Annotated in this window: 21 protein-coding genes; 14 read left to right on the plus strand and 7 right to left on the minus strand. The window is 71.4% G+C overall.

Annotated elements, in window-relative coordinates; genetic code table 11:
- Positions 1–6: 6 nt before the first annotated feature.
- The 4 genes from EDF48_RS02980 to EDF48_RS02995 all read left to right on the plus strand — a co-directional run bounded on the left by EDF48_RS02980 (position 7) and on the right by EDF48_RS02995 (position 4,610).
- The gene (locus tag EDF48_RS02980) at positions 7–786 is read left to right on the plus strand and encodes an SDR family NAD(P)-dependent oxidoreductase (RefSeq protein ID WP_123292891.1); all 780 of its coding nucleotides are present in this window, start codon (positions 7–9) and stop codon (positions 784–786) included.
- Between the two features lie 139 nt (positions 787–925).
- The gene (locus EDF48_RS02985; RefSeq protein ID WP_123339283.1) at positions 926–2,317 is read left to right on the plus strand and encodes an MFS transporter; all 1,392 of its coding nucleotides are present in this window, start codon (positions 926–928) and stop codon (positions 2,315–2,317) included.
- Positions 2,314–4,020 carry a dihydroxyacetone kinase family protein gene (locus tag EDF48_RS02990; protein WP_131878004.1) on the plus strand — a complete coding sequence of 569 codons (1,707 nt, stop codon included), beginning with the start codon at positions 2,314–2,316 and terminating at the stop codon, positions 4,018–4,020. The genes EDF48_RS02985 and EDF48_RS02990 overlap by 4 nt, the downstream gene beginning before the upstream one ends.
- Positions 4,017–4,610 (plus strand): triose-phosphate isomerase family protein, encoded by a 594-nt coding sequence (locus EDF48_RS02995; protein WP_347812844.1) that lies wholly within the window; start codon positions 4,017–4,019, stop codon positions 4,608–4,610. The genes EDF48_RS02990 and EDF48_RS02995 overlap by 4 nt, the downstream gene beginning before the upstream one ends.
- 166 nt (positions 4,611–4,776) lie before the next feature.
- Here the strand turns inward: EDF48_RS02995 and EDF48_RS03000 are convergent, their stop codons facing one another.
- Positions 4,777–5,619: an NAD(P)H-binding protein gene (locus EDF48_RS03000; protein ID WP_131878006.1), complete on the minus strand. Its 843-nt coding sequence runs from the start codon at positions 5,617–5,619 to the stop codon at positions 4,777–4,779.
- 79 nt (positions 5,620–5,698) lie between these two features.
- Here EDF48_RS03000 and EDF48_RS03005 point away from each other — a divergent pair, with 79 nt between their 5' ends.
- Positions 5,699–6,430, plus strand: a complete 732-nt coding sequence (locus EDF48_RS03005) for a TetR/AcrR family transcriptional regulator (RefSeq protein WP_235036037.1) — start codon at positions 5,699–5,701, stop codon at positions 6,428–6,430.
- Here the strand turns inward: EDF48_RS03005 and EDF48_RS03010 are convergent.
- The 3 genes from EDF48_RS03010 to EDF48_RS03020 form a co-directional block, all read right to left on the minus strand.
- On the minus strand, positions 6,427–7,101 hold the full coding sequence (locus EDF48_RS03010) for a response regulator transcription factor (RefSeq protein ID WP_131878010.1): 675 nt from the start codon (positions 7,099–7,101) through the stop codon (positions 6,427–6,429). The genes EDF48_RS03005 and EDF48_RS03010 overlap by 4 nt on opposite strands.
- Positions 7,098–8,309 carry a histidine kinase gene (locus EDF48_RS03015; protein WP_131878012.1) on the minus strand — a complete coding sequence of 404 codons (1,212 nt, stop codon included), beginning with the start codon at positions 8,307–8,309 and terminating at the stop codon, positions 7,098–7,100. The genes EDF48_RS03010 and EDF48_RS03015 overlap by 4 nt, the downstream gene beginning before the upstream one ends.
- A gap of 343 nt (positions 8,310–8,652) precedes the next feature.
- The gene (locus EDF48_RS03020; protein WP_131878014.1) at positions 8,653–9,423 is read right to left on the minus strand and encodes an alpha/beta fold hydrolase; all 771 of its coding nucleotides are present in this window, start codon (positions 9,421–9,423) and stop codon (positions 8,653–8,655) included.
- 50 nt (positions 9,424–9,473) lie between these two features.
- On the opposite strand from EDF48_RS03020, the gene EDF48_RS03025 reads away from it, so the two are divergent.
- Together EDF48_RS03025 and EDF48_RS03030 are read left to right on the plus strand one after the other, a co-directional pair.
- Positions 9,474–9,887: a helix-turn-helix domain-containing protein gene (locus EDF48_RS03025; protein ID WP_131878016.1), complete on the plus strand. Its 414-nt coding sequence runs from the start codon at positions 9,474–9,476 to the stop codon at positions 9,885–9,887.
- A gap of 91 nt (positions 9,888–9,978) precedes the next feature.
- Positions 9,979–10,770, plus strand: a complete 792-nt coding sequence (locus tag EDF48_RS03030; RefSeq protein ID WP_131878018.1) for an NAD(P)-dependent oxidoreductase — start codon at positions 9,979–9,981, stop codon at positions 10,768–10,770.
- Between the two features lie 490 nt (positions 10,771–11,260).
- Here the strand turns inward: EDF48_RS03030 and EDF48_RS03035 are convergent, their stop codons facing one another.
- Positions 11,261–11,947: an SDR family oxidoreductase gene (locus EDF48_RS03035; protein ID WP_131878020.1), complete on the minus strand. Its 687-nt coding sequence runs from the start codon at positions 11,945–11,947 to the stop codon at positions 11,261–11,263.
- 113 nt (positions 11,948–12,060) lie between these two features.
- On the opposite strand from EDF48_RS03035, the gene EDF48_RS03040 reads away from it, so the two are divergent.
- Positions 12,061–12,267 (plus strand): hypothetical protein, encoded by a 207-nt coding sequence (locus EDF48_RS03040; protein ID WP_131878022.1) that lies wholly within the window; start codon positions 12,061–12,063, stop codon positions 12,265–12,267.
- 57 nt (positions 12,268–12,324) lie between these two features.
- On the opposite strand, the gene EDF48_RS03045 is transcribed toward EDF48_RS03040, so the two are convergent.
- The gene (locus EDF48_RS03045) at positions 12,325–12,975 is read right to left on the minus strand and encodes a helix-turn-helix domain-containing protein (RefSeq protein WP_243692337.1); all 651 of its coding nucleotides are present in this window, start codon (positions 12,973–12,975) and stop codon (positions 12,325–12,327) included.
- A complete protein-coding gene (locus tag EDF48_RS03050) occupies positions 12,972–14,489 on the minus strand; it encodes an APC family permease (RefSeq protein ID WP_131878024.1) in 1,518 nt (505 codons plus the stop codon). Before EDF48_RS03050 ends, EDF48_RS03045 begins: the two co-directional genes overlap by 4 nt.
- Before the next feature lie 220 nt (positions 14,490–14,709).
- On the opposite strand from EDF48_RS03050, the gene EDF48_RS03055 reads away from it, so the two are divergent.
- The 6 genes from EDF48_RS03055 (at position 14,710) to EDF48_RS03080 (ending at position 21,012) form a co-directional block, all read left to right on the plus strand.
- Positions 14,710–16,203 carry an APC family permease gene (locus EDF48_RS03055; protein WP_123292882.1) on the plus strand — a complete coding sequence of 498 codons (1,494 nt, stop codon included), beginning with the start codon at positions 14,710–14,712 and terminating at the stop codon, positions 16,201–16,203.
- An 80-nt stretch (positions 16,204–16,283) separates the two neighbouring features.
- Positions 16,284–18,317, plus strand: coding sequence for a primary-amine oxidase (locus tag EDF48_RS03060; RefSeq protein WP_131878026.1), 2,034 nt, complete (start codon positions 16,284–16,286; stop codon positions 18,315–18,317).
- A 1-nt stretch (position 18,318) separates the two neighbouring features.
- The gene (locus tag EDF48_RS03065) at positions 18,319–18,945 is read left to right on the plus strand and encodes a hypothetical protein (protein WP_131878028.1); all 627 of its coding nucleotides are present in this window, start codon (positions 18,319–18,321) and stop codon (positions 18,943–18,945) included.
- A gap of 563 nt (positions 18,946–19,508) precedes the next feature.
- Complete coding sequence (locus EDF48_RS03070; protein ID WP_123292879.1) at positions 19,509–19,691, plus strand: hypothetical protein; 183 nt, start codon at positions 19,509–19,511, stop codon at positions 19,689–19,691.
- 18 nt (positions 19,692–19,709) lie between these two features.
- Positions 19,710–20,246, plus strand: coding sequence for a MarR family transcriptional regulator (locus EDF48_RS03075; protein WP_123292878.1), 537 nt, complete (start codon positions 19,710–19,712; stop codon positions 20,244–20,246).
- A 151-nt stretch (positions 20,247–20,397) separates the two neighbouring features.
- A complete protein-coding gene (locus EDF48_RS03080; protein ID WP_131844991.1) occupies positions 20,398–21,012 on the plus strand; it encodes a TetR/AcrR family transcriptional regulator in 615 nt (204 codons plus the stop codon).
- Positions 21,013–21,083: the final 71 nt, after the last annotated feature.

Below are 21,083 nucleotides of genomic sequence, written 5' to 3' on the forward strand. Positions count from 1 at the left end.
ACGAGCATGAACACGAACACGAACACGCAGAACCAGCCCCGCACCGCCGTCCTGACCGGAGCGGCATCACCGCGGGGCATCGGTCGTGCCACCGCCCACCACCTGGCCGAGGCCGGCTGGGACATCGGCATCATCGACCTCGACCAGACGGCCAGCGAACATGTCGCCACCGAGATCCGCGAGCGGCACGGCGTCCGTGCGGTCGGCGTCGGCGCGAACGTCGCCGACGAGACCGCGGTCCGGGCAGCGTTCGACACGATCGAGGCCGAACTCGATCCCGTCGTCGCCCTCGTCAACCTGGCCGGCGTCTCGTCCGCGCACGCCTACCTCGACCTGCCCGAGGGGGAGTGGCACCGCGTGCTGTCGATCAACCTCGACGGCGTGCACTTCGCCAGCCTGCGGGCAGCGGAGTCGATGGTGCAGCACGGCTACGGCCGCATCGTGAACCTGTCGTCGGTCTCGGCCCAGCGCGGTGGCGGCACCTTCAGCAAGACCCCGTACACGGTGGCGAAGGCCGGCGTGATCGGCCTGACCCGTGGCCTGGCCCGCGAGCTCGGCCCGCGCGGCGTCACCGTCAACGCGATCGCTCCCGGCCCGATCGACACCGACATCATGGGCGGCACCCTGACCGAGGAGCGCAAGACCGAGATGGCAGCGGACGGCGTGCTGCCGCGCATCGGTACGCCGCGGGACATCGCCGCGGCGATCGCGTACCTGATCAGCGAGGACGCCGGGTTCGTCACCGGCCAGACGCTGAACGTCGACGGCGGCCTGTACATGCACTAGAGCCGACCGGCCACGGATCGCGCGCCGTCCGCGCGACGCGATCCGTGCCTCCCGTCCGACAGGCCGAACGGCCAAACGGCCACCAGGCCCCACCGCCGGACGCCCCGAAACCGCACCGTGCTCGCAAAGGAGCGAACCCGTGTCACTTCCCCCTGCCCCCGCGCTCGGGTCAACGAACGACCCCGGCCTCAAGTCCGCCATCGGCAAGGCGACGAAGCACCTCATGCCGATGCTCGTCATCCTGTACTTCGTCGCGTTCCTCGACCGCACCAACGTCGGGTTCGCCGAAGAGGCCCTGAGCGTCGACCGCGGCATCTCCGACGCGGCCTTCGCGCTCGGCGCCGGCATCTTCTTCATCGGCTACGCGATCTTCGAGATCCCGTCGAACCTGCTGCTCAAGCGCTTCGGTGCCCGGTTCTGGCTCGCCCGCATCGCGGTCACGTGGGGCATCGTCGCCGCGCTGTTCGCCTTCACGACGAACGACACGATGTTCATCGTCCTGCGCTTCATCCTCGGTGTGACCGAAGCGGGGCTGTTCCCGGGCGTGATCATGTACCTGTCGGAGTGGTTCCCGAACAAGGTGCGCGTGCGGATGTTCGCGATCTTCTACCTGGCGCAGCCGTTCTCGCAGATGATCGGTGCCCCGTTGTCCGGCGGGCTGCTGAGCTTCGGTGACCAGGCGACCCCGTTCCACGGCTGGCAGGTCATGTTCTTCGGCGAGGGGATCCTCGCGGTGCTCGCCGGCATCGCGGCCCTGGTGTTCCTGACGAACAGCCCGCAGCAGGCGAAGTGGCTCGAACCGGGCGAGAAGCAGTCGCTCACCGCGGCGATGGCGCGCGAGGACACCGCCCGCAGCGCGGACGGCCCGACCGGCATCTGGAAGGCCATGGCGAGCGGCCGGGTCTGGTACTTCACGATCATCTACTTCTGCCTGCAGGTCGCCGTGTACGGCACGACGTTCTACCTGCCGCAGCAGGTCTCCTCGCTGCTCGGGCAGGACGTCGGGTGGCAGGTCGGCCTCGTGACCGCGATCCCGTGGCTCGTCGGACTCGTCGCTTGCTACCTGGTCGGCTCGAAGGCGGACTCCGTCGGTCGTCGTCGTCGCTGGGGCACCATGTTCTACATCACGACCGGACTGTCGATCCTCGGGTCGGCGTGGGCCGGTGCGAACGGGCAACCGATCCTGGGCATCGTGTTCATCACGCTGGCGGTCGCGAGCTTCCTGGCCGTCGGCCCGATCACCTGGGCGTACCCGACGGCGTTCCTCACCGGGGCCGCCGCTGCGGCGGGCATCGGCCTGATCAACTCGCTCGGCAACCTCGGCGGGTTCGTCGCCCCGATCATGCGCACGGCGATCAACGAGGTGGTGCCGACCGACAGCGGTGCGTTCGGGATCGTCTCGCTCGGGGTCCTGGCGTTCGTCGCGGCCGTGATGATCTTCTGCACGAAGTTCTTCCGGGGGTCGAAGGCGGATGACCTCCTCGACACCTCGCATGTCCGCACCACGACGTCGAAGGAGACGAACGCGTGACCAGACTGTTCAACGACCCGGTGGACTTCGCCGACGAGGCGACCGACGGCTTCGTCGCCGCGAACGAACGATGGGTGCGGAAGGTGCACGGCGGCGTTGCCCGCGCCACCACCAGCCCCGACGGCACGGTCGCCGTCGTGATCGGTGGCGGCTCGGGCCACTACCCCGCGTTCGGCGGGCTGGTCGGACACGGCCTGGCCGCCGGTGCCGCGATGGGCAACCTGTTCGCCAGCCCCAGCGCCCAGCAGGTGGCCGGCGTCGCGCGGGCCGCCGAGCACGGCGGCGGGGTGCTGCTGAGTTACGGCAACTACGCCGGTGACGTCCTGAACTTCGACGCCGCGGCCCGCACACTCGAGGCCGACGGCATCCCGGTCCGGACCGTTCGCGTCACCGACGACGTGGTGAGTGCGCCCGCGGACCGCCCGCAGGAGCGGCGTGGCATCGCGGGCGACCTCTGCGTCTTCAAGGTCGCCGGCGCCGCCGCCGAGCAGGGCCGCAGCCTCGACGAGGTCACGGCCGTCGCCGAGCGCGCCAACAACCGCACGCGGTCGTTCGGCGTCGCGTTCTCCGGGTGCTCCCTGCCCGGTGCCGACGAACCCCTGTTCACGGTGCCCGAGGGTCGGATGGCCATCGGCATGGGCATCCACGGCGAACGCGGGATCGACGAGACGGACGTTCCCACCGCGGACGGCCTGGCGTCGCTGCTGGTGACCCGACTGCTCGACGAGCTGCCGGAGGGCGTGACACCCGACGGCGCGCGCGTCGTCCCGATCCTGAACGGGCTGGGCAGCGTCAAGTACGAGGAGCTCTTCGTCGTCTACCGCTCGGTGCAGCAGCGGCTCGCCGACGCGGGGGTCGTCATCGTCGAGCCCGAGGTCGGCGAACTCGTCACGAGCTTCGACATGGCCGGCGTCTCGCTCACCTTGTTCTGGCTCGACGCCGAACTCGAGGAACTCTGGGCAGCGCCCGCGGACACCCCGGCGTACCGCAAGGGCGGCGCCGTCCCGCAGGAACGCGTCGACCCCTCCACCGTGGAGGCGGACGCCGAGGGCGTCGCCATCGGCGCTGCGAGCGACGACTCGCGCGCAGTCGGCGAGCAGGCTGCGGCCGGCTTCGCCGCAGTCCGCACGCTCCTCGACGAGCACGCCGACGAGCTCGGCCGGATCGACGCCGTCGCGGGTGACGGCGACCACGGCATCGGCATGCAGCGCGGGGCGCACGCCGCAGAGGCCGCAGCCGCGGATGCAGTAACCGCCGGCGCAGGTGTCGGTTCCGTCTTGCGGATCGCTGCAGACGCCTGGTCCGACAAGGCCGGCGGCACGTCCGGTGCGATCTGGGGAGCCGCCCTGGAGGCACTGGGTCGCGTCCTCGGGGACGACGAGCGTCCGTCGGCCGCCACGGTCCAGAGCGCGGTGCACGCCGCCACCGAGGCGGTCCTCGCGTTCGGCGCGACGGTCGGCGACAAGACGATGGTGGACGCGCTCGTGCCGTTCGACGAGGTGCTCCGCACCCGGGTCGACGCGGGAGTGTCGCTCGCGGACGCCTGGGCCGACGCCGTCAGCGCCGCTCGCGACGCCGCCGACGCCACCGCGTCGCTCGTGCCGAAGATGGGCCGCGCACGCACCCACGCCGAGCAGGCCGTCGGCACACCGGACCCCGGAGCGGTGTCGTTCGCGCTCATCGTGGAGACCCTCGCGCCGTGATCACCATCGGGGTGTCGCTGAAGACGTACTTCTCGCACGCCCGGACCCTGGAGTGGTCGGGGGCCGTCGCCGAGATCGCCCGGCGGCACCCCGCGACGCGGTCGGGAGCGGCCTCGCTGTTCGTGGCGCCGACGTTCCCGGCGCTCGTGCCCGTGCGCGATGTGCTCTCCGGGTCGGGAGTGCTCCTCGCCGCGCAGGACCTGTCGTGGGCCGACGAAGGAGCGTTCACCGGCGAGGTCTCCGGCGCCGAACTGCGGGAGATCGGGGTCGACCTGGTCGAGATCGGGCACGCCGAACGACGTTCCCTGTTCCACGAGGACGACGCGACCGTCACCGCGAAGGTGCACGCGGCCTTCCGCAACCACCTGCGTCCGCTCCTCTGTGTCGGGGAGACGACCCGGGCCTCCCATCCGGGTGCAGCGGAAGCGGTGGCGGAGGTGACCGCGCAGCTCGACCGTGGTGTCTCGACGGCCATCGCTGACGGACTGGCCGGGGCGATGACCGTCGCCTACGAGCCGGTGTGGGCGATCGGTGCGCCCGCGCCGGCGCCGGACGACCACATCGTGGCGGTGCTCGCGGGGCTCGAGTAGCACCTCGCCACGCGACCCGAGCTGCGCGGGAGCACGGTCCTGTACGGGGGCAGCGCCGGGCCCGGTCTGCTCACCCGTGGGCAGGGGCGGATCGGCGGGTTGTTCCTCGGTCGGTTCGCGCACGACCCGGCTGCGGTCGAGGTGATCCTCGACGAGGTCGCAGCCCTCAGCTGAACTGGTCCTCGACCGTGCGCGGTGCACGTCCGAGCAGTTCACCGAGCAGGGGATCGGTGCCGGCGAACAGGCCCTGTGCTGCAGCCTCGTACATGCCGAGCAGGAACCCCACCATGTGCGGGTCCTGTCCGGCGGCGACCGCGCGAGCTCGCCACTCGTCCTCTCCGAGGGCCTCGAAGCCGATGGTCCGGCCGGTGCGCTCCGATGCGGAGTCGGCGAGGTCAGCGAAGGTCGGGGCCGCCGGCGCGGTGAGCGTCACCGGGCCGTCGAAGGGCTGCTCGGCGAGCAGGATGCGAGCGGCCGCCTCGGCGGCGTCCTCACGCGCGGTCCACGACACCGGGCCGTCGACGGGCACGGACACGGTGCCGGTGGCCTGCCACGGTCCCATCAACCACGTGGTGCTGTGGGCGTAGAACCCGTTCCGCAGGCTCGTCCACGGCAAGCCGGACTCGCGGAGCACGTCCTCGGTCGCGGCGTGGTGGGCCGCGGGGACGAACGGCGACCCGTGCGCCGCACCCTGGTGGCTCGTGTACAGGACGCGCCCGACACCGGCGGTCACCGCCGCGGCCACGGCGGAACGGTGCAGCGCGACGGCGTCCGCACCCGGGTCGTTCGACGAGACGAGCAGGAGCTGGTCGGCACCGGCGAAGGCGCGGGCGAGCGTGTCGGGCTCGGCGTAGTCGCCGCGGCGGACCTCGACGCCCTGGTCGGCGAACCGCTGGCCCTTCGCCGGATCGCGGGTGACGACCACGAGCTCGCTCGGGTCGACCTGTCCGAGCAGGTGGTCGGTGGTGGCGCCGTTGAGTGCGCCCGTGGCGCCGGTGATGACGATCATGGGATCTCCGAATCAATGGTAACGGTCAAGTTGTATCGACGGTAACACACTGATAGCACGGATCCGTTATCGTTGTTCCGTGATCGACCAGGGAACCCAACGCGAGGAGACACGAGCGCGCATCGTCGAGGTCGCGGGCTCGATGCTGCGGGAACTCGGCGCGGCCGCGGTGACCACCCGCGCAGTCGCCGACGGCGCAGGCGTGCAGGCGCCGACGATCTACCGGCTGTTCGGCGACAAGGACGGGCTGCTCGAAGCGGTGGCTGAGCACGCGATGACGACCTTCGCTGCGGTGAAGGCCGACGCGGTGCGGGCAGCGCGTGACGGACGGACGGACCCCGTCGACGACCTGCGCGCCGGGTGGTCGATGACGATCGGGTTCGGGCTCGCGAACCCTCACCTGTTCGTGCTGCTGAGCGACCCCGAGCGTGGTCGGCGCTCAGCAGCGGCGCGGGCCGGCACGGCGTTGCTCGCCGAACGGATCCAGCGCGTGGCCGAGGCCGGGCGGCTCGCCGTGCCGGAACGACGTGCCGTGGAGCTCGTGCACGCGGCCGGCACCGGCGCCGTCCTAGCGGTCCTGGCCGCCCCGGTGGACGAGCGGGACCCGTCGCTCGCCGACGACGTGCTCGACGCCGTGCTCGGTCGGATCCTCGTGCCGAGCGCGTCGACGACGGACGACGGTGGCACGGGCGGCGACGCCGTGACGAGCGCCGCGATCACGCTCCGTGCTGCTGCACCCCGGCTGGATCGGCTGTCGGCTGCCGAGCGGACGATGCTCGCGGAGTGGCTCGATCGGATCGCGACCGGCTAGGACCCGTCGCGGGTGCCCGCCAGTCCGTGGTCGTGCGCGTAGACCACGAGCTGCACGCGGTCCCGCAGCGAGAGCTTGCCGAGGATGCTCGAGATCTGCGTCTTCACGGTCGACTCGGTGACGTACTCCTTCGTCGCGATCTCGGCGTTCGAGAGCCCGCGCGAGGCCCAGCCGAACACCACCCGCTCCCGCTCGGTCAGCGCCTGGAACTCGGGTGGCTGCGGTGCGGGCGCCCTCGCGACGTCGGCCCCGAACAGTTGCGCGAGGTCGTTCGGAGCGATGACGGAGCTGCCCTCGTGGACCGCCCGGACCGCCGCGAACAGGAACGTCGGGGTGGCGTCCTTGAGCAGGAACCCGCTCGCACCGAGCCGGATCGCGGTCGCGGCGGCGGGGTCGAGGCCGAACGTGGTGAGCACGACGACGCGGGGGAGCGGACCCTCGACGGCGCCGGAGAACAGCTGCCGGACGGTCTCGACGCCGTCCATGCCGGCCATCCGCATGTCGAGCAGCATCACGTCGGGTCGGAGTTCCTGGATGCGGGCGAGGGCCTCGGCGCCGTCCGCGGCTTCGCCCACCACCTGCATGTCGTCCTGGGCGTCGAGCACCACGCGCAGACCCGCGCGGAACAGTGCCTGGTCGTCGGTGAGCAGGATCTTGATCGGTTCGGTCATCGGACGGGTCCCCCTTGGACGTCGAACGGGATGCGGGCGCGTGCGGCGAACACGTCGTCCAGCGCGGCGGCGTCGAAGGACCCGCCGAGTGCGGTGAGGCGGGTGTGCATGCCGTCGATCCCCCGGCCGGAGCCCCCGGTGGTGCCGTCACCCACGACGTTCTCGACCTCGAGCACGACGTCGGCGCTCCGCCAGGTCTCACGGACCACGACGGGCAGCCCCGGGGCGCCGTGTCGGAGCGCGTTGGTCAGCATCTCCTGGAGCACGCGTCGGGCTGCCGTGCCGGTGTCCGGGCGGAGCGGGACCGGGACGCCGCGCACCGTGCGGTCGACGTCGACTCCGGCGTCGCGGATGCCCTGCACGATCTCCTCGAGCGAGCCGGGATCGGTCGTCTCCCCGGAGCCGTCGATGTGCCCGAGGACCTGCCGGACCTCGAGCAGGGAGCTGCGGGCGGTGCTGGCGATGGTGGCACTGACCTCGCGGATGCGGGCCTCGTCGGCCAGGAACGGCACCGAGTCGGCCTGCGCGATGATCACCGCGAGCGAGTGGCCGACGACGTCGTGCACGTCACGGGCGATGTCCGCGCGGATGCGCTCCGACTCCGCGACGTCGATGGCCCGGGTGGCGGTCGCCTCGGCTTCGCTGGCGACGGCCTCGGCGCGCGACGCGGCAGCCTCGGCATCGGCTCGACGGACGGATTCGCGGTCGCGCGACCGGAAGGCCCGGACGGCGACCCCGCCCGCCCACACCCCGAGGAGGGCGGCGACCGGTGCGGCCATCGCGAGGAACGCCTGGTCGCGGGGGCCGTTGAGCAGCACCAGGTACCGGAAGCCGGTGACGGCGAGGTAGAACGTCGCGCCGACACCCGCGACGAGCGCGAGCACCCCGGAGAGGATGACCTCGGTCCGGGTCCCGACGACCGCCGCCGTGCCGATGACGACGAAGATGGCGAGGTCGACGAGTGACGGGCGCTCGCCGCCGCCGACCTGGATGATCCCGAGGACGACCACCATGAGCATCGCCGCCGACGGGGAGACCCGACGGAGGGCGATCGCGCCGGCGGCAGCGAGCACGGCGAAGAAGCTCGCGTGCTCGAGCTCGACCTCGAGCGGCAGCAGGAAGACCAACGCCGCGAGGACCGCCCACGCCACGTCGACGACGATCGAACGGGTGGCGAGCGGCCGGATGAACGTGCGCCGGTCCGTCACGGCTCGATCATCGCATGCCGCCCACGCCGGGCAGCGCGGACCGACGTCACGCGCCCGGGGTCATGGCGGCGAGGGCGATGACGGTCGTGGCGACGATCGCGGCGCAGAGCAGCAGCGTGGCGATCGTGTGTTTCGTCGAGGACTCCATGTCACCAGACTCGCGGTCCGGAGTCGCCGGGGCATCGGGCGCACGGGCGAAGCGCTTCGTCCCTGCGGGTGAAGCGAGGGGCGAGCACCCGGTACTCGGCGTCGACGAAGACACCCGCAGTTGGGCGACCGGTCGTCCTGCACGGTCCCCGCGCGGAGCCGCGTTCCTTCCGGTGTGTGCCGCCGTGCGTGCTGGTCAGCTCAGGAAGGCGTCGATCGCGGCCCAGGTCGCTTCGGGTGATTCGAGGTGCGGGAGGTGACCCGCGGCCGGGATCTCGGCGTAGGCCGCACCCGGTACCGCCGCGGCGACTGTTCGCCCGTAGGCCGGAGTGACGACGCGATCGCTTGCGCCCCAGACGACGAACGTCGGCACGTTGACCGCATGGAGTCGGCTGAGCAACGTCGGGTCGCTCATCGCCGCGCCGGCGACCGCTGCCATCGTGCGGCCGTTGGACTGCTGTACCGCTCGTTGCTCTTCGGTGGAGTCGGCGGGATCCGTGTACCCGCGTTCGGGGTCGTGCCACGCGACCTCGGCCAGGCCGCGAGCATCGAGGGCGAAGAAGTCGGCGATCGGCTCCCCGTCGACGATGGCACCAACGGTGTCGATGACCACCACGGCCCCGATGAGGCCGGCGAACCGCTGGTCGGCTGCGGCCTGGACGGCCATCTCGAGCGCGATCCATCCGCCGATCGAGGACCCGACCACGACCACGTCGCGGTCGCCGTGTTCGGTGAGCCGCGCGAGGTACGCGTGGGCGAGCTCGGCAACGGAAGCGATCGACTCAGGGCGTGCGGTTCCGTCCCAGCCCGGGTGGGTCGGGGCGAGGGCGTGCATGGTCGCCGACAGGTGTCCGACGATCGGCGCCACGGTCCTCGGCCCCCCGCCACCGTGCAGGACGAGGGCGGTGCGAGCGGTCGAGCTGCCGGCCTCGATGACCGGCAGGGGTTCGGGGAGGGAGCTGTTCATGATCGTCCTGTCTAAACATGTTGATGTAAGCGTGTTGATACAGTAACACCATGGCGGCGGACCTCGAGGTACTCGGACAGATGATCAAGCGCGCGCAGTACCGGAACCACCGGACGATGGACGCGGCGCTCAAGGACGTCGGCGTCTCTCTCGTGCAGTGGGATGCGCTCCGTGCCATCGATCGGATGCCCGGCGCATCGGGCCACGAGCTGGCCGTCGCGACCTTCCAGAGCGACCAGGCATTCGGGACCCTCGCGACACGGCTGGTCGAACGAGGGCTCATCACCCGGTCGGCAGGGCGCGGACGGCGTCTCGAGCACGCGCTGAGTGGTGCCGGTCGGACTGCGCTCCAGGACGGCCACTCGGTGGCGTCGAGCGTCCTCGATGTCCTCTTCGCTCCGCTCGACGGCGACCAGCGCAGCGACCTGCTCCACACGCTGCGCCTGCTCACCGAAGCGGACTGAACCGGAACGGCGGCGAGACGTCGCTCAGGCTTGGCCGCGATCGAAGACCCGGACAAGGCCGCTCCGCTGGCGTCGCCAGTACGATCGCACGATGTCGAGCATCGCCGGAAGCCGTTGGGTCGTCACCGGTGCTGCCGGGAACATCGGGTCTGCGCTCCGGTCGGCGCTGTTGGAGCGCCATGCGGTCCTCGTCTCCACCGACATCCGTCCGATCACCTCCAGCAGCCCACAGGAGTCCGTCGCATCGGTCGACCTCGCCGACCTGGAGAACCTGGTGGAACTCTTCGCCGGAGCTGACGGTGTGGTCCATCTGGGCGGAATCGCGGACGAGGCTGACTTCCACGACCTGGCCGAGGTGAACATCGTCGGGACCTACCACGTGCTCGAGGCCGCCCGGCGGGCACGGGTACGTCGGGTCGTGTACGCGAGCAGCAACCGCCTGACGGGCTCGTACACCGCGGGTCACCACGTGACGCCCGACATGCCGCCACGACCTGACGGCTTCTACGGAGTGTCGAAGGCCGCGGGGGAAGCACTCTGCCGGCTGTACGCGGACAAGTTCGGCATGAGCACCATCTCGTTGCGCATCGGCAGTTACGAGGAGCAGCCGTCTTCGGCTCGAGAGCAGCAGACGTGGCTCAGCCCCGCGGACGCGATCCGCGCCTTCGTCGCGGCGATGACGACCACCGAACACACGGCAGTGTTCTACGCCGTCTCCGCGAACACCGATGGATGGTGGGACCTCCAGCCCGGGGAAGCCGTCGGCTTCTTCCCGCAGGACGACGCGGCTGCGTGGAGCACGCGCGCGCCCCTTGCCCCGGACGTGCCGCAAGGTGGGAGGTACGCCACACCCGAGTACTCAACCGACCGCATGCGCCGGTAGTGGAGCGTCCATCCGACGCTTCACAGTGCCGTCGACCGCTGTTCCGATCGACGCGAGAGGTTCCGAAGTCGACGGCCGGAGAGACCCTCGCTCCAGCGCGCCGTGGACCCGGGCAGCACGGCGACGTGCATCCCGTCGTGCGCGGGGGCCAGCCCGCAGCGCCACCGATCGAAGACGCTGCCGCACCACTCCTGCGGGCAGGCTCCAGGGACCGACGGCGCTCCGTCGGCAATCGAGGGTGGACCGCCGGCGCCATCGGATCCAGGAGCGGGCAAGAGGTTCTCGGTCATTCATGATGAAGACGGGGAGCGGCCCCGATTCGTCACGAACTCGGCGTGCCGGTCAGCGCTCCGTGGCACGGCACCGCCTGGCGTGCGCGAGCGGCACGTCGACGCAGCACGGACGGACGTGGGGCTCGCCTCCGGAAGCCCACCTGCGGTGCACCGGTACTTCTGCAGGCAAGAGCAGATCCTGACACTCGTACTCGGGATCAGATGACGACGGATCCCCGCTGGCGGTGCGCGATCGAGACGGACTCGCCGGACACCGCGTTCAGCGGCGACGACAGGAACGCGATGAGATCAGCGATCTGCTGCGGGGTCGAGTCGCCGGGGCCGCCCGGGCGGACCTCGGCGGACGGGGTGTCCGTCACCGTCCCGGGGTTGACGACGTTCACCGTGACCCCGGTCCCCGCCACGTCGTCGGCCAGGTTCTTCGCGATGACGCTCACCGCGGTGTTCCGGAGCGACGCCGTGATGTTGCCGGAGAAGTAGGCGTTCTGCCCGCTCACGACGACCACGCGGCCGAACCCGGCCTCGCGCTGAGCGGGGAGCACGGCGTTCGCGACGCGGAGGAACCCGAGCGCCTTGCCGTCGATCGCGTCGAGGACCTGCTCCGGGTCGGACTTCCGAGCCGGGTCGAGGGTGCTCGCGCTCGGGGCAGCGGTCACGACGAGCACGTCGATGCGCCCGTGCCGCTCGAGGACGGTGGCGATGCCCGCGTCCACGGAGTCCTGCGAGGCGGTGTCGATCGACACGCTGCCGTCGGAGTCGTCGGCGCTGCGGGACGCGACGACGACGGTCGCCCCCTCGGTACGGAGACGATCGGCGACAGCGGTACCGATGTACCCCTTGCCTCCGACGACGAGTGCGACACGGTTCTTGAGTTCGAGGTCCACGCGCCCACGCTATGCCGGGGCGCTGCAGTCTGCCCGCCCGTCGCGGCTCGCCGGTCGACGAGCACATGCTCTTCTCGTAGTGTCGGTGGGTATCGCAACGGAACGAGGTGGACATGGGCTCACGATCAGCTGGCAACGTCGCGACGATCATCGCCGCAGGGTGTTTGGTCCTGCTCCTCGTCGTCGTGTGGCTCGGCGGACAGCAGTCGATCGGAGACGCGTTCGCGATCCCGGTCGTGTCCGCGCTCGTTCTCGGGTTCGCCGGCTGCACGGTCTGGGCCGGTGTCGTCGCCTTGCGTCGACGCGGATCCGGGCGCTGAGTACCGTGCACTGCGGTTCGCGGCGGGCCGCAGCGACATCGGACGTGTGACCACGCCTCACCCGAGCAGCGGCTCGAGCCGCGTCACTGCCCGGCGCAGGTGCACCAACGCGTCACCCGGCGACGACACCCGGGCCGCCGGCGCCGACAGGGTCAGCCCCGCCACGAGTTCGCCGCGCTCGCCGCGGACCGGGAGCGCCAGGCACCCGAACCCCGCCGTGAACGCGCCGACCTGGTGCACCGGTCCGAGGCCCCCTTCGGCGTGCAACCGCCCCATCGCACTCGACCCGGGCGTCGCCCGCAGCGCGGCCTCGTCGAGCAGCGGGAAGTCCGGGTCGACGTCGATGTCGCGCACACCGGCGGCGTCGTAGCGCGCCAGGTGCACGCCCGCCCGGACGGCGGAGCGGACGTCGGCGAGCACCGATCGCACGGCTCGGGGCAGCGGTGCGAGTACCGGAGCCGGCGACACCCCGGCCAGGTCGGCGACCTTGTGGCCGAGGGCGAAGCCGCGCAGGTCCGGCAACCGGACGAGGTACTCGTCCTCGACGAGCAGCGTGATGAGCCGGTAGGTGGTGGCCCGCGGCATCCCGAGGGCGTCCGAGATCTGCTGGGCGGTGACACCCGGTCCCGCGTGCGCAGCAGCCTCCAGCACCGCGAGGGCGTTCTGGATCGCCTTCGGCTGCCGCGCGCGGAGTCCGGGTTCGCTCACCGCACCTCCGCCGGCTGGCCGGTTCCGGCGGACGGACGGGAGGCCCCCAGCAGGTCCGCCTCGACCGGCACGTCGTACACGGCGCGGCTCCGACCCCGCCGCCAGGGTCGCCGACGCGTGGCCACCAGGAACGCGACCACCACCGCGGCGACCGTCCCGACGGCGAGGGCGACGGCCGGCCAACGGGACGACGCGGCCTCGACCCCGAGGTAGGTGAGCAGGACGGCGGTCAGCAGGACCCCGGTCGTGACGGCGACGACCGCGACCCCCGCCGTCAGCTCGCCGATGCGCCGCAGGAACACCGGGGCCGCGAAGCACGTCAGGGCGTACGCGGCGATGTACCCGAGGGCGGCGACGACGAGCTCGGCCTCCATGAGTGTCCACGTCGGGATCCCGCTCGTCAGGCCGAGGACCGGCAGCACCGTGAGCACGCCGCACGCGACCGCGCCGGCCACGAACGGGGTCCGGAAGCGCGGCGATGCCCGACCGAGCACCCGGGGCAGGACTCCCTCGCGGCCCATCGCGAACAGGACCCGCACGAGCGCCGTGGTCGAGGCGATCGCGCACGCCGCGAACGACGCCGCGATCCCGAGGTCGAGCGCCCACCCGATCCACTGCATGCCGAAGGCGTTCGCCAGCTCGTTCACGGGCGAGGCGCTCGACGCGAGGTCGGCGCCCACGGCGGCGAACCCCATCTGCTGGGCCGCAGCGCTGACCACGTAGAGGACGCCGGCGACCAGGACGGTCCACGAGATCGCGCGGGGGATCGCCTGGAACGGGCGCCGGGCCTCCACACCGAGCACCGACGCGCTCTCGAACCCGACGAACGCGGTCACGGCGAGGGCGGTGCCGACCGCGAACGACGCCGGCTGCGTCGGCCCGAGGGCGACGGCGGAGGCATCGGCCGGGTGCAGGCGCGCGACCAGCGCGACGATCAGGACCACGATGACCGCCACCGACAGCGACTCCACGAGCAGGGTCAGCCGGGTCGACAACCGGACCCCGAGCGCGATCACCGCGAAGACGGCCGCGCCCATGACCAGCACGACGACGATCGTGACCAGGGCGTCGTCGCCGGCGGCCGGCACGAAGCGGGACAGCAGGTAGTCGAGGTAGTAGCCGCTGCCGGTGAGCGAGAACATCGCGATGAAGCCGTACCCGAGCAGGAGCGCTGCGCCCGCGACGACCCCGGCGACCGGGCCGAGCCCGAGCGAGACGTAGGTGTAGAGCGACCCGGTGCCGGCGACGCGTCGGACGAACTGGTTCACCGTCCGCCCGACCAGGAACGACAGCGCCATCGCGGCCAGCAACGACCACGTGGCCCCCTGGCCGGCGACCGTCGCGACGAGGACCGGGATCGTGGTCGCGGCAGCGGACGGTGCCACGGCCGACACCGACTGGGCGAGGACGTCGACCGGGCCGATGCTCCGCCGCGACAACCCGTCGACGGGGGAGCGCGTGCCGACGCCGGGCACCCGTGGCGGGTCGGCGATGGCTCGGTCGAGCGCGGTCATGCGGCAACCGTAGGGCTGCGCCGTTGCGCCCGTGTCTCGGTGGTGTTTCGGCCGCGTCTCACGTAAATGAGACGCCTCCGACGAGCACGTCCCATTCGGCGGCGACAGGGCTTCACGCCGGTGGAACGGCACCGCAACGGCGGCGCGGGACCGTGGTCACACCCCGCACCACCACCAGCGATCCCCACCCACCCCGTCCCACCCGAACTGGAAGGCCACGATGTCCAGCATCACGAAGGACCCCGCGTCACTCGGAGCCGCACCCGCGCCGCAGCGGACCATGCGCGGCTCGCTCGGCGTCACCGCGATCGTGTTCATGGTCGTCGCGGCCGCCGCACCGCTCACCGTCGTCGGCGGCGCCGCCCCGCTCGGCATGCTGCTCGGCAACGGCGTCGGGTTCCCGTCGCTGTACGCCGCGTCGGCCGTCGTGCTGCTGCTCTTCTCGGTGGGCCTGGCGGCGATGACCCGGCACGTGCCGCGGCCCGGCGCGTTCTTCACGTTCGTCGGGCACGGGCTCGGTCGTCCGGCCGGCGCGGGAGCCGCCACGCTGGCGCTCCTGACGTACACGACCATCCAGGTCAGCGTGCACGGGTACATCGGGTACCTGCTCGGCGTCACCGTCACGGGTCTCGGCGGACCGGACATCCCCTGGTACGTCTGGTCCCTGGTCGTCGTGGCCCTGGTCGGGATGCTCGGCTACCGGCACATCGACCTGTCGAGCAAGGTGCTCGGCGTGATGCTCGTCGGCGAGGTCGGCATCGTGCTCGTCCTGGTCGCCGCGATCGTGTTCCGCGGCGGGGCGGACGGCCTGTCCCTCGCCCCGTTCGAGCCGACGCAGATCATGTCCGGGTCGCCCGGCGTCGGGCTGATGTTCGCCATCGCCGCCTTCATCGGGTTCGAGGCCACCGCGATCTTCCGCGACGAGGCGAAGGACCCGGAGCGGACCATCCCGCGTGCGACCTACACGGCCGTGATCGGCATCGGCGTCTTCTACACGCTCGCGTCGTGGGGGCTCGTGATGGCGTGGGGCCCCGACGGCATCCTCGCCGAGGTCGCGAAGGACCCGGGGTCGCTCATCCTCACCACCGCCGCGCAGTACATCGGCAGCGCCGGGGAAGCCGTCCTCAACGTGCTGCTGCTGACGAGCATGTTCGCCTGCGTCCTGTCGTTCCACAACGTGATCACCCGGTACCAGCACTCGATGGCGAACGCGTCGCTGCTGCCCGGCCGGCTCGGCGACGTGCACCGGAAGCACGCGTCGCCGCACACCTCGAGCCTGGTGCAGACCGTCACCGCCGCCGTGCTGATGGTGCTGTTCGCGGTGCTCGGCCTGGACCCGGTGCTGCAGGTGTTCAGCTGGTTCGCCGGCGTCGCCACCCTGGGCGTCGCGATCCTGATGGCCGCGACGAGCCTCGCCGTCATCGTGTACTTCCGCCGCAACCCCGGTGACCGGCGGGTCTGGAACACCATCGTGGCCCCCGTCCTCGGGTTCCTCGGGCTCGTCGCCGCTGCCGTCCTGATCTGGGTGAACTTCCCGACGCTCGTCGGCGACGTCGACGCCTCGGGCGCGAGCGTCTTCGGCGTCGTGAGCATCGTGCTCACCGGCCTGGTCGTGGTCGTCCCCGTCATCGGCGTGGTGCAGGCCGTGGTGCTGCGACGCCGCAGTCGGAGCCGCTACGAGCTGATGCTCGACCGTCTCGCCACCGAGAGCTGACCCGCCGGGCGCACCACGCGCCTCCCGGCCGAACCGACCCGACCCCACGCACGACGCAACGCGCAAGGAGCACCACGCACATGACGATCACCGACCCGACCACCGTGACCACCGACGCAGACACCACCGCGCACCCGCTCGGCAGCCTGACGCCCGACGAGTTCACCGCCGTCCGCGACCTCGTCACGGCGCAGCCGGACTGGACCGACACCACCCGCTTCGCCTACGTCGGCCTCGAGGAGCCGCACAAGCAGGAGGTCCTGGCGTGGCAGGCCGGCGACGGCCCCCTGCCGGACCGCACGGCCCGGGTGATGCTGCTCGACATGGCGACCGGTCGCTCCACCGACCGCGTCGTGTCGATCACCACCGGCACGGTGCTGCGGACCGACGTGCTCGACGGGTCCCGTGGCCAGCTGCCCGTCCTGATCGAGGAGTTCGACGCCGTCGGCGAGATCGCGAACGCGGACGAGCGCTGGGTCGCTGCCCTGGCGAAGCGCGGACTGTCCGCCGACGAGGTCAAGTGCGTGCCGCTGTCCGCCGGGTACTACGACTACCCGGAGGAGCAGGGGCGGCGCATCCTGCGCGTGCTCGCCTTCAAGCAGGACCACCCGGCCGACCACGTGTGGGCGCACCCCGTCGACGGCCTGTCGGCGTACGTCGACGCGGCGAACCGGGCCGTCACGCGGATCGTGGACGTGGCGGACATGCCCGTTCCGACCACCTCGGGGAACTTCGACGACCCCGCGATGCAGGGCGAACCGCTCGACCTCAAGCCGATCGTCATCACCCAGCCCGAGGGGCCGTCGTTCCGCGTCGACGGCGAGTTCGTCGAGTGGGCGAACTGGCGGTTCCAGGTCGGCTTCGACGCCCGCGAGGGACTCGTGCTCCGCCAGCTCTCGTGGCAGGACGGCGAGCGGCTGCGCCCGATCGTGTACCGGGCGTCGATCGACGAGATGCTCGTGCCGTACGGCGACCCGTCTCCGGTGCGGTTCTGGCAGAACTACTTCGACACCGGCGAGTACCTGTTCGGGCGGTTCACGAACTCGCTCGAGCTCGGCTGCGACTGCGTCGGCGAGATCCAGTACTTCGACGCCGTCCTGGCCGACGAGCTCGGCAACCCGCAGACCATCCGCAACGGCATCTGCATGCACGAGGAGGACTTCGGCACGCTCTGGAAGCACGGCGACATCTACACCGGCTCGCAGGAGGTCCGTCGATCCCGCCGCCTGGTGATCTCGTTCTTCACCACCGTCGGCAACTACGACTACGGCTTCTACTGGTACCTCTACCTGGACGGCACGATCGAGTGTGAGGCGAAGCTCACCGGCGTGCTCTTCACCAGCTCGTACCCGGGGCGCTCGGAGTCCGGCGACGACTACCCCTACGCCTCCGAGGTCGCCCCCGGCCTCGGTGCCCCGTACCACCAGCACCTGTTCTCGGCGCGACTCGACATGATGGTCGACGGGCTGTCGAACGCCGTGGACGAGGTCGACGCCGTGCGGGTGCCGGTCGGACCGGGCAACGAGCACGGCAACGCGTTCACGAAGTCGGTGGCCCGGATCGCGTCGGAGTCGTCGTCGGGTCGTCTCGCCGACGCGTCCAAGGCGCGCACGTGGTTCGTCTCGAACACCGAGGAGCGCAACCACCTCGACCGCCCCACCGGCTACGTGCTGTACCCGCAGGACGCCCCGGTGCTGCTCGCCGACGACTCGTCCTCCGTCGCCGCCCGTGCCGAGTTCGCGCGCAAGCACCTGTACGTCACGCAGTACGACCCGGCGGAGCGCTTCGCCGCCGGCGACTTCGTGCACCAGAACCCCGGCGGCGACGGGGTCGCCCGCTACGTCGAGGGGGACCGACCGCTCGACGGCGAGGACATCGTGCTCTGGCACACCTTCGGCCCGACGCACTTCCCGCGGCCCGAGGACTGGCCCGTCATGCCGGTCGACTACGCCAAGTTCACGCTCAAGCCGTACGGGTTCTTCCCGCGGAACCCGGCGCTGAACGTGCCGGCGGCCATCGGCGCGACGGCGGCGTCGCACTGCTCGCACCACGCGTCCGGTGGCGTCGAGGCGGCGCACGACGCCGTCGCACACGACCACGGGCACGGACACTGACGTGACCGACCTGCTCGGGCTCGCCGCGATCGTGCCGGCGTCCGCCGGGGCCTGCTGCACGGTCGGGGCGTGGCGCCCCGGCCGTGCGGTCGACGTGGTGGCGGCAGTGGTGATGGTGGCCGCGATGGTGGACGGGGCCTTCGGGCCGCGCGTGCTGCCCGGGGTGCTCTGGTTCGTGGTGCTCGCGCTGCTGGCCGTCGTGGTCGCCGCGGTGCACCGGGTACAGAGTGCATCTGGTGCGTCTGGTGCGTCTGGTGCGTCTGGTGCGTCCGGTGCGTCCGGTTCGGACGGGAGGCCCGGGTCGGCTCCGTCGGTCCGGGTCGCGTCGGCGCACGGTCGGTTCGGGCGACTGCACGCGGCGCTCGGTCTGCTGGTGATGGGCGCGCTGGGCGTCGGCATGGCGCACGACCCCGGCATGACCGGCATGACGGGTGTCGGCGTGCACGGGCACGGTGGTGCGGTCGCCGTGACGTGGCAGGTCGTCCTCGGCGGCCTGACCACCGGCTACCTGCTGCTCACCGCCCACATGGTGCGGGACGGCATCCGGCGTCGGACCCGCGCGCTCCCCGTCGTCGAGACGCTCGCCATGGGGATCGCGGTCGCGGTGATGGCCGCAGCGATGGTCTGACGGCTCCGGAAGGCATCCCGCGACGATGGAACCGCCGCGGGATGCCTCGAGCACCTAGCCCTTCCGCCCCAGGTCGTACAAGAACCGCGCCACGGTCACGAGCAAGCTCGCGATCCCCAACCACGGAACCTGACGCCTGCGGTCGGACTCGTTGTCCTTCGACATCGAGTCCTCCTCTCGGTGTCAGCCGGCCGACACGAAAGAGCGGAGAGCCAGGGATGCGTACGCGAGCGTGCCCGCGTACACTTGCTCCCGAGCGCTCAGCTCGGGAAGACTTGTTTCCCTGGCTTTCCACTCGGAGAGCTGATCGAAGCCCACCACCGTTGCTGCGGTGGTGGGCTTCAACTTTGCCCGGATGCACTCCCCGGCGAGAGTGGCATCTGATGTGCAGCGTATCGGAGGGTCTTCGACCGCAGGCCCCCACCGCGCGCTGATGTGCGAAGCGAACGGTTCGGTGCGCGAAACGTACAGTTTGCGAATCGTTCGTTGCGAAAAACGTTCACGTCGTGAAAGAGTTCGAGCGTCCGCAGGGGACGAACGGCCGCAGAAGGGCGGGATCAGACATGCACAGCACGTACTCCGGGATGCCTCGGGCGGCACGGATCGGTGGCAGCCACACCCGCATCGGTCTGACCGACCCGGCCGTCATCGACGCCTACGTCGAGCGCCGCATCGAGGACCCGTCGCTCCTCGCCGGGCGCGCCGAGCCGGCGTACGCCGACTTCTTCACCGTCCCCGCCGCGTAGCAAGGAGCGCATGATCACATGCCGTTGACCGTCGTCCGTCGAGAGCACGTCCACCTCTACGCCCACGAGCCCCGATCCGAGGCCGCGAAGACCGCCGTCGACGCCCTGCTGCGCCTCCAGCACGCCGAGGAGCAGCAGATCGAGTCCGCACGCATCGAGAGCGGGCTGAGCAAGAACGAGTCGCTGGCGATCCGGTACATGCTCCAGGCCCACCGCGACGGCCGCACCATGGGCCCCAAGGACCTCGCCGTCATGCTGACCGTGTCGAACGCCTCGGTCACGAAGCTCGTGGACGCGCTCGTCGACAAGGAACTCCTCGTCCGCACCGCGCACCCCACCGACCGTCGTGCGCAGGTCCTCGAACCCACCGACCTCGCCGCCGAGAAGATCGATGCCTCGTACGCCCGCTTCCACGAGGCCGTGGTCGGGGTCCTCGACCACCTGTCCGATGCCGACAACGCCGTCCTCGCGGAGTCGCTGACCAGGATCGTCGACGCGCTCGCCGACGGTGAGCCGGCACCGGTCGACGAGTACACCGTCGACGACCAGGACTGACGAGCCCGGGCTGAAGCGAGCCGGGCCGACGCGACCGGACCGACGCGACCGAGGCGGTCGACGCGACCACCCGTCGACGGGAGGCGCGGTACCGGATCGCTGCGGGCCTCCAGACGGTGGCGGAAAAACCTTCCAGCGGTAAGTTGGGTGCATGACGCACCCCGCCGACGACGACGCGGCCCCGCCGCGACGCGGCGGGTACCGCAAGGGAGCCGAGCGCCGGACCCAGATCCTCGACGAGATGATCCGCATGGTCGCGGAACAGGGCGTCGACGCATCGTCGCTGCGGTCCGTGGCCGAGGCCCTCGGGATCACCCACGCGGCGCTCCGCCACTACTTCCCCAGCCGTGACGAACTGCTGCTCGCCGTCTACCGCGAGCACGAGGTGCGCGAGCAGGGGGCGCCCGACCGGTTGAAGTCGGCGATCGGGGACATGCGCGACAGTGCCTCGCGCAACCGTGCGGTGCCGGGCCTGGTGCAGCTCTACACGACGCTCGCGGCCGACGCCGTGCAGGAGGGGCACCCGGCGACCCGTGACTTCATGCGGGAGCGGTTCACGCGGCTCCGGGCCGACCTGGCCGCGTTGATCGCGGCGGACCAGGCGGCGGGACGGATCCGCGGCGACCTGGACCCGGTCGACCTCGCTTCGCTGAGCATCGCGGCGTCCGACGGGCTGCAGGTGCAGTGGTTGCTCGACCCCGAGGCCGTCGACGGCGAGAAGGTGCTGCGGTTGCTCGAGCAGATCGTGCCCGCGCCGCCGGAGTGAGCGCGGCGCGTGCGTTTCGTGAGCAGAAATGGTCGGGTCCCCGTTCGGGACCCGACCATTCCTGCTCACCA

Origin of the sequence: Curtobacterium sp. PhB191, from assembly GCF_004346515.1 — a bacterium.
In the GTDB taxonomy this organism is placed as follows: Bacteria; Actinomycetota; Actinomycetes; order Actinomycetales; family Microbacteriaceae; genus Curtobacterium.

Bases quoted from the DNA above. Each gene is read 5' to 3' on its own strand.
- EDF48_RS02980 (WP_123292891.1), top strand. From the start codon at position 7: ATGAACACGAACACGAACACGCAGAACCAGCCCCGCACCGCCGTCCTG.
- EDF48_RS03000 (WP_131878006.1), bottom strand. From the start codon at position 5,619: ATGATCGTCATCACCGGCGCCACGGGCGCACTCAACGGCGCCACCACC.
- EDF48_RS03010 (WP_131878010.1), bottom strand. From the start codon at position 7,101: ATGACCGAACCGATCAAGATCCTGCTCACCGACGACCAGGCACTGTTC.
- EDF48_RS03020 (WP_131878014.1), bottom strand. From the start codon at position 9,423: ATGAACAGCTCCCTCCCCGAACCCCTGCCGGTCATCGAGGCCGGCAGC.
- EDF48_RS03025 (WP_131878016.1), top strand. From the start codon at position 9,474: ATGGCGGCGGACCTCGAGGTACTCGGACAGATGATCAAGCGCGCGCAG.
- EDF48_RS03030 (WP_131878018.1), top strand. From the start codon at position 9,979: ATGTCGAGCATCGCCGGAAGCCGTTGGGTCGTCACCGGTGCTGCCGGG.
- EDF48_RS03040 (WP_131878022.1), top strand. From the start codon at position 12,061: ATGGGCTCACGATCAGCTGGCAACGTCGCGACGATCATCGCCGCAGGG.
- EDF48_RS03050 (WP_131878024.1), bottom strand. From the start codon at position 14,489: ATGACCGCGCTCGACCGAGCCATCGCCGACCCGCCACGGGTGCCCGGC.
- EDF48_RS03055 (WP_123292882.1), top strand. From the start codon at position 14,710: ATGTCCAGCATCACGAAGGACCCCGCGTCACTCGGAGCCGCACCCGCG.
- EDF48_RS03060 (WP_131878026.1), top strand. From the start codon at position 16,284: ATGACGATCACCGACCCGACCACCGTGACCACCGACGCAGACACCACC.
- EDF48_RS03070 (WP_123292879.1), top strand. From the start codon at position 19,509: ATGCACAGCACGTACTCCGGGATGCCTCGGGCGGCACGGATCGGTGGC.
- EDF48_RS03075 (WP_123292878.1), top strand. From the start codon at position 19,710: ATGCCGTTGACCGTCGTCCGTCGAGAGCACGTCCACCTCTACGCCCAC.
- EDF48_RS03080 (WP_131844991.1), top strand. From the start codon at position 20,398: ATGACGCACCCCGCCGACGACGACGCGGCCCCGCCGCGACGCGGCGGG.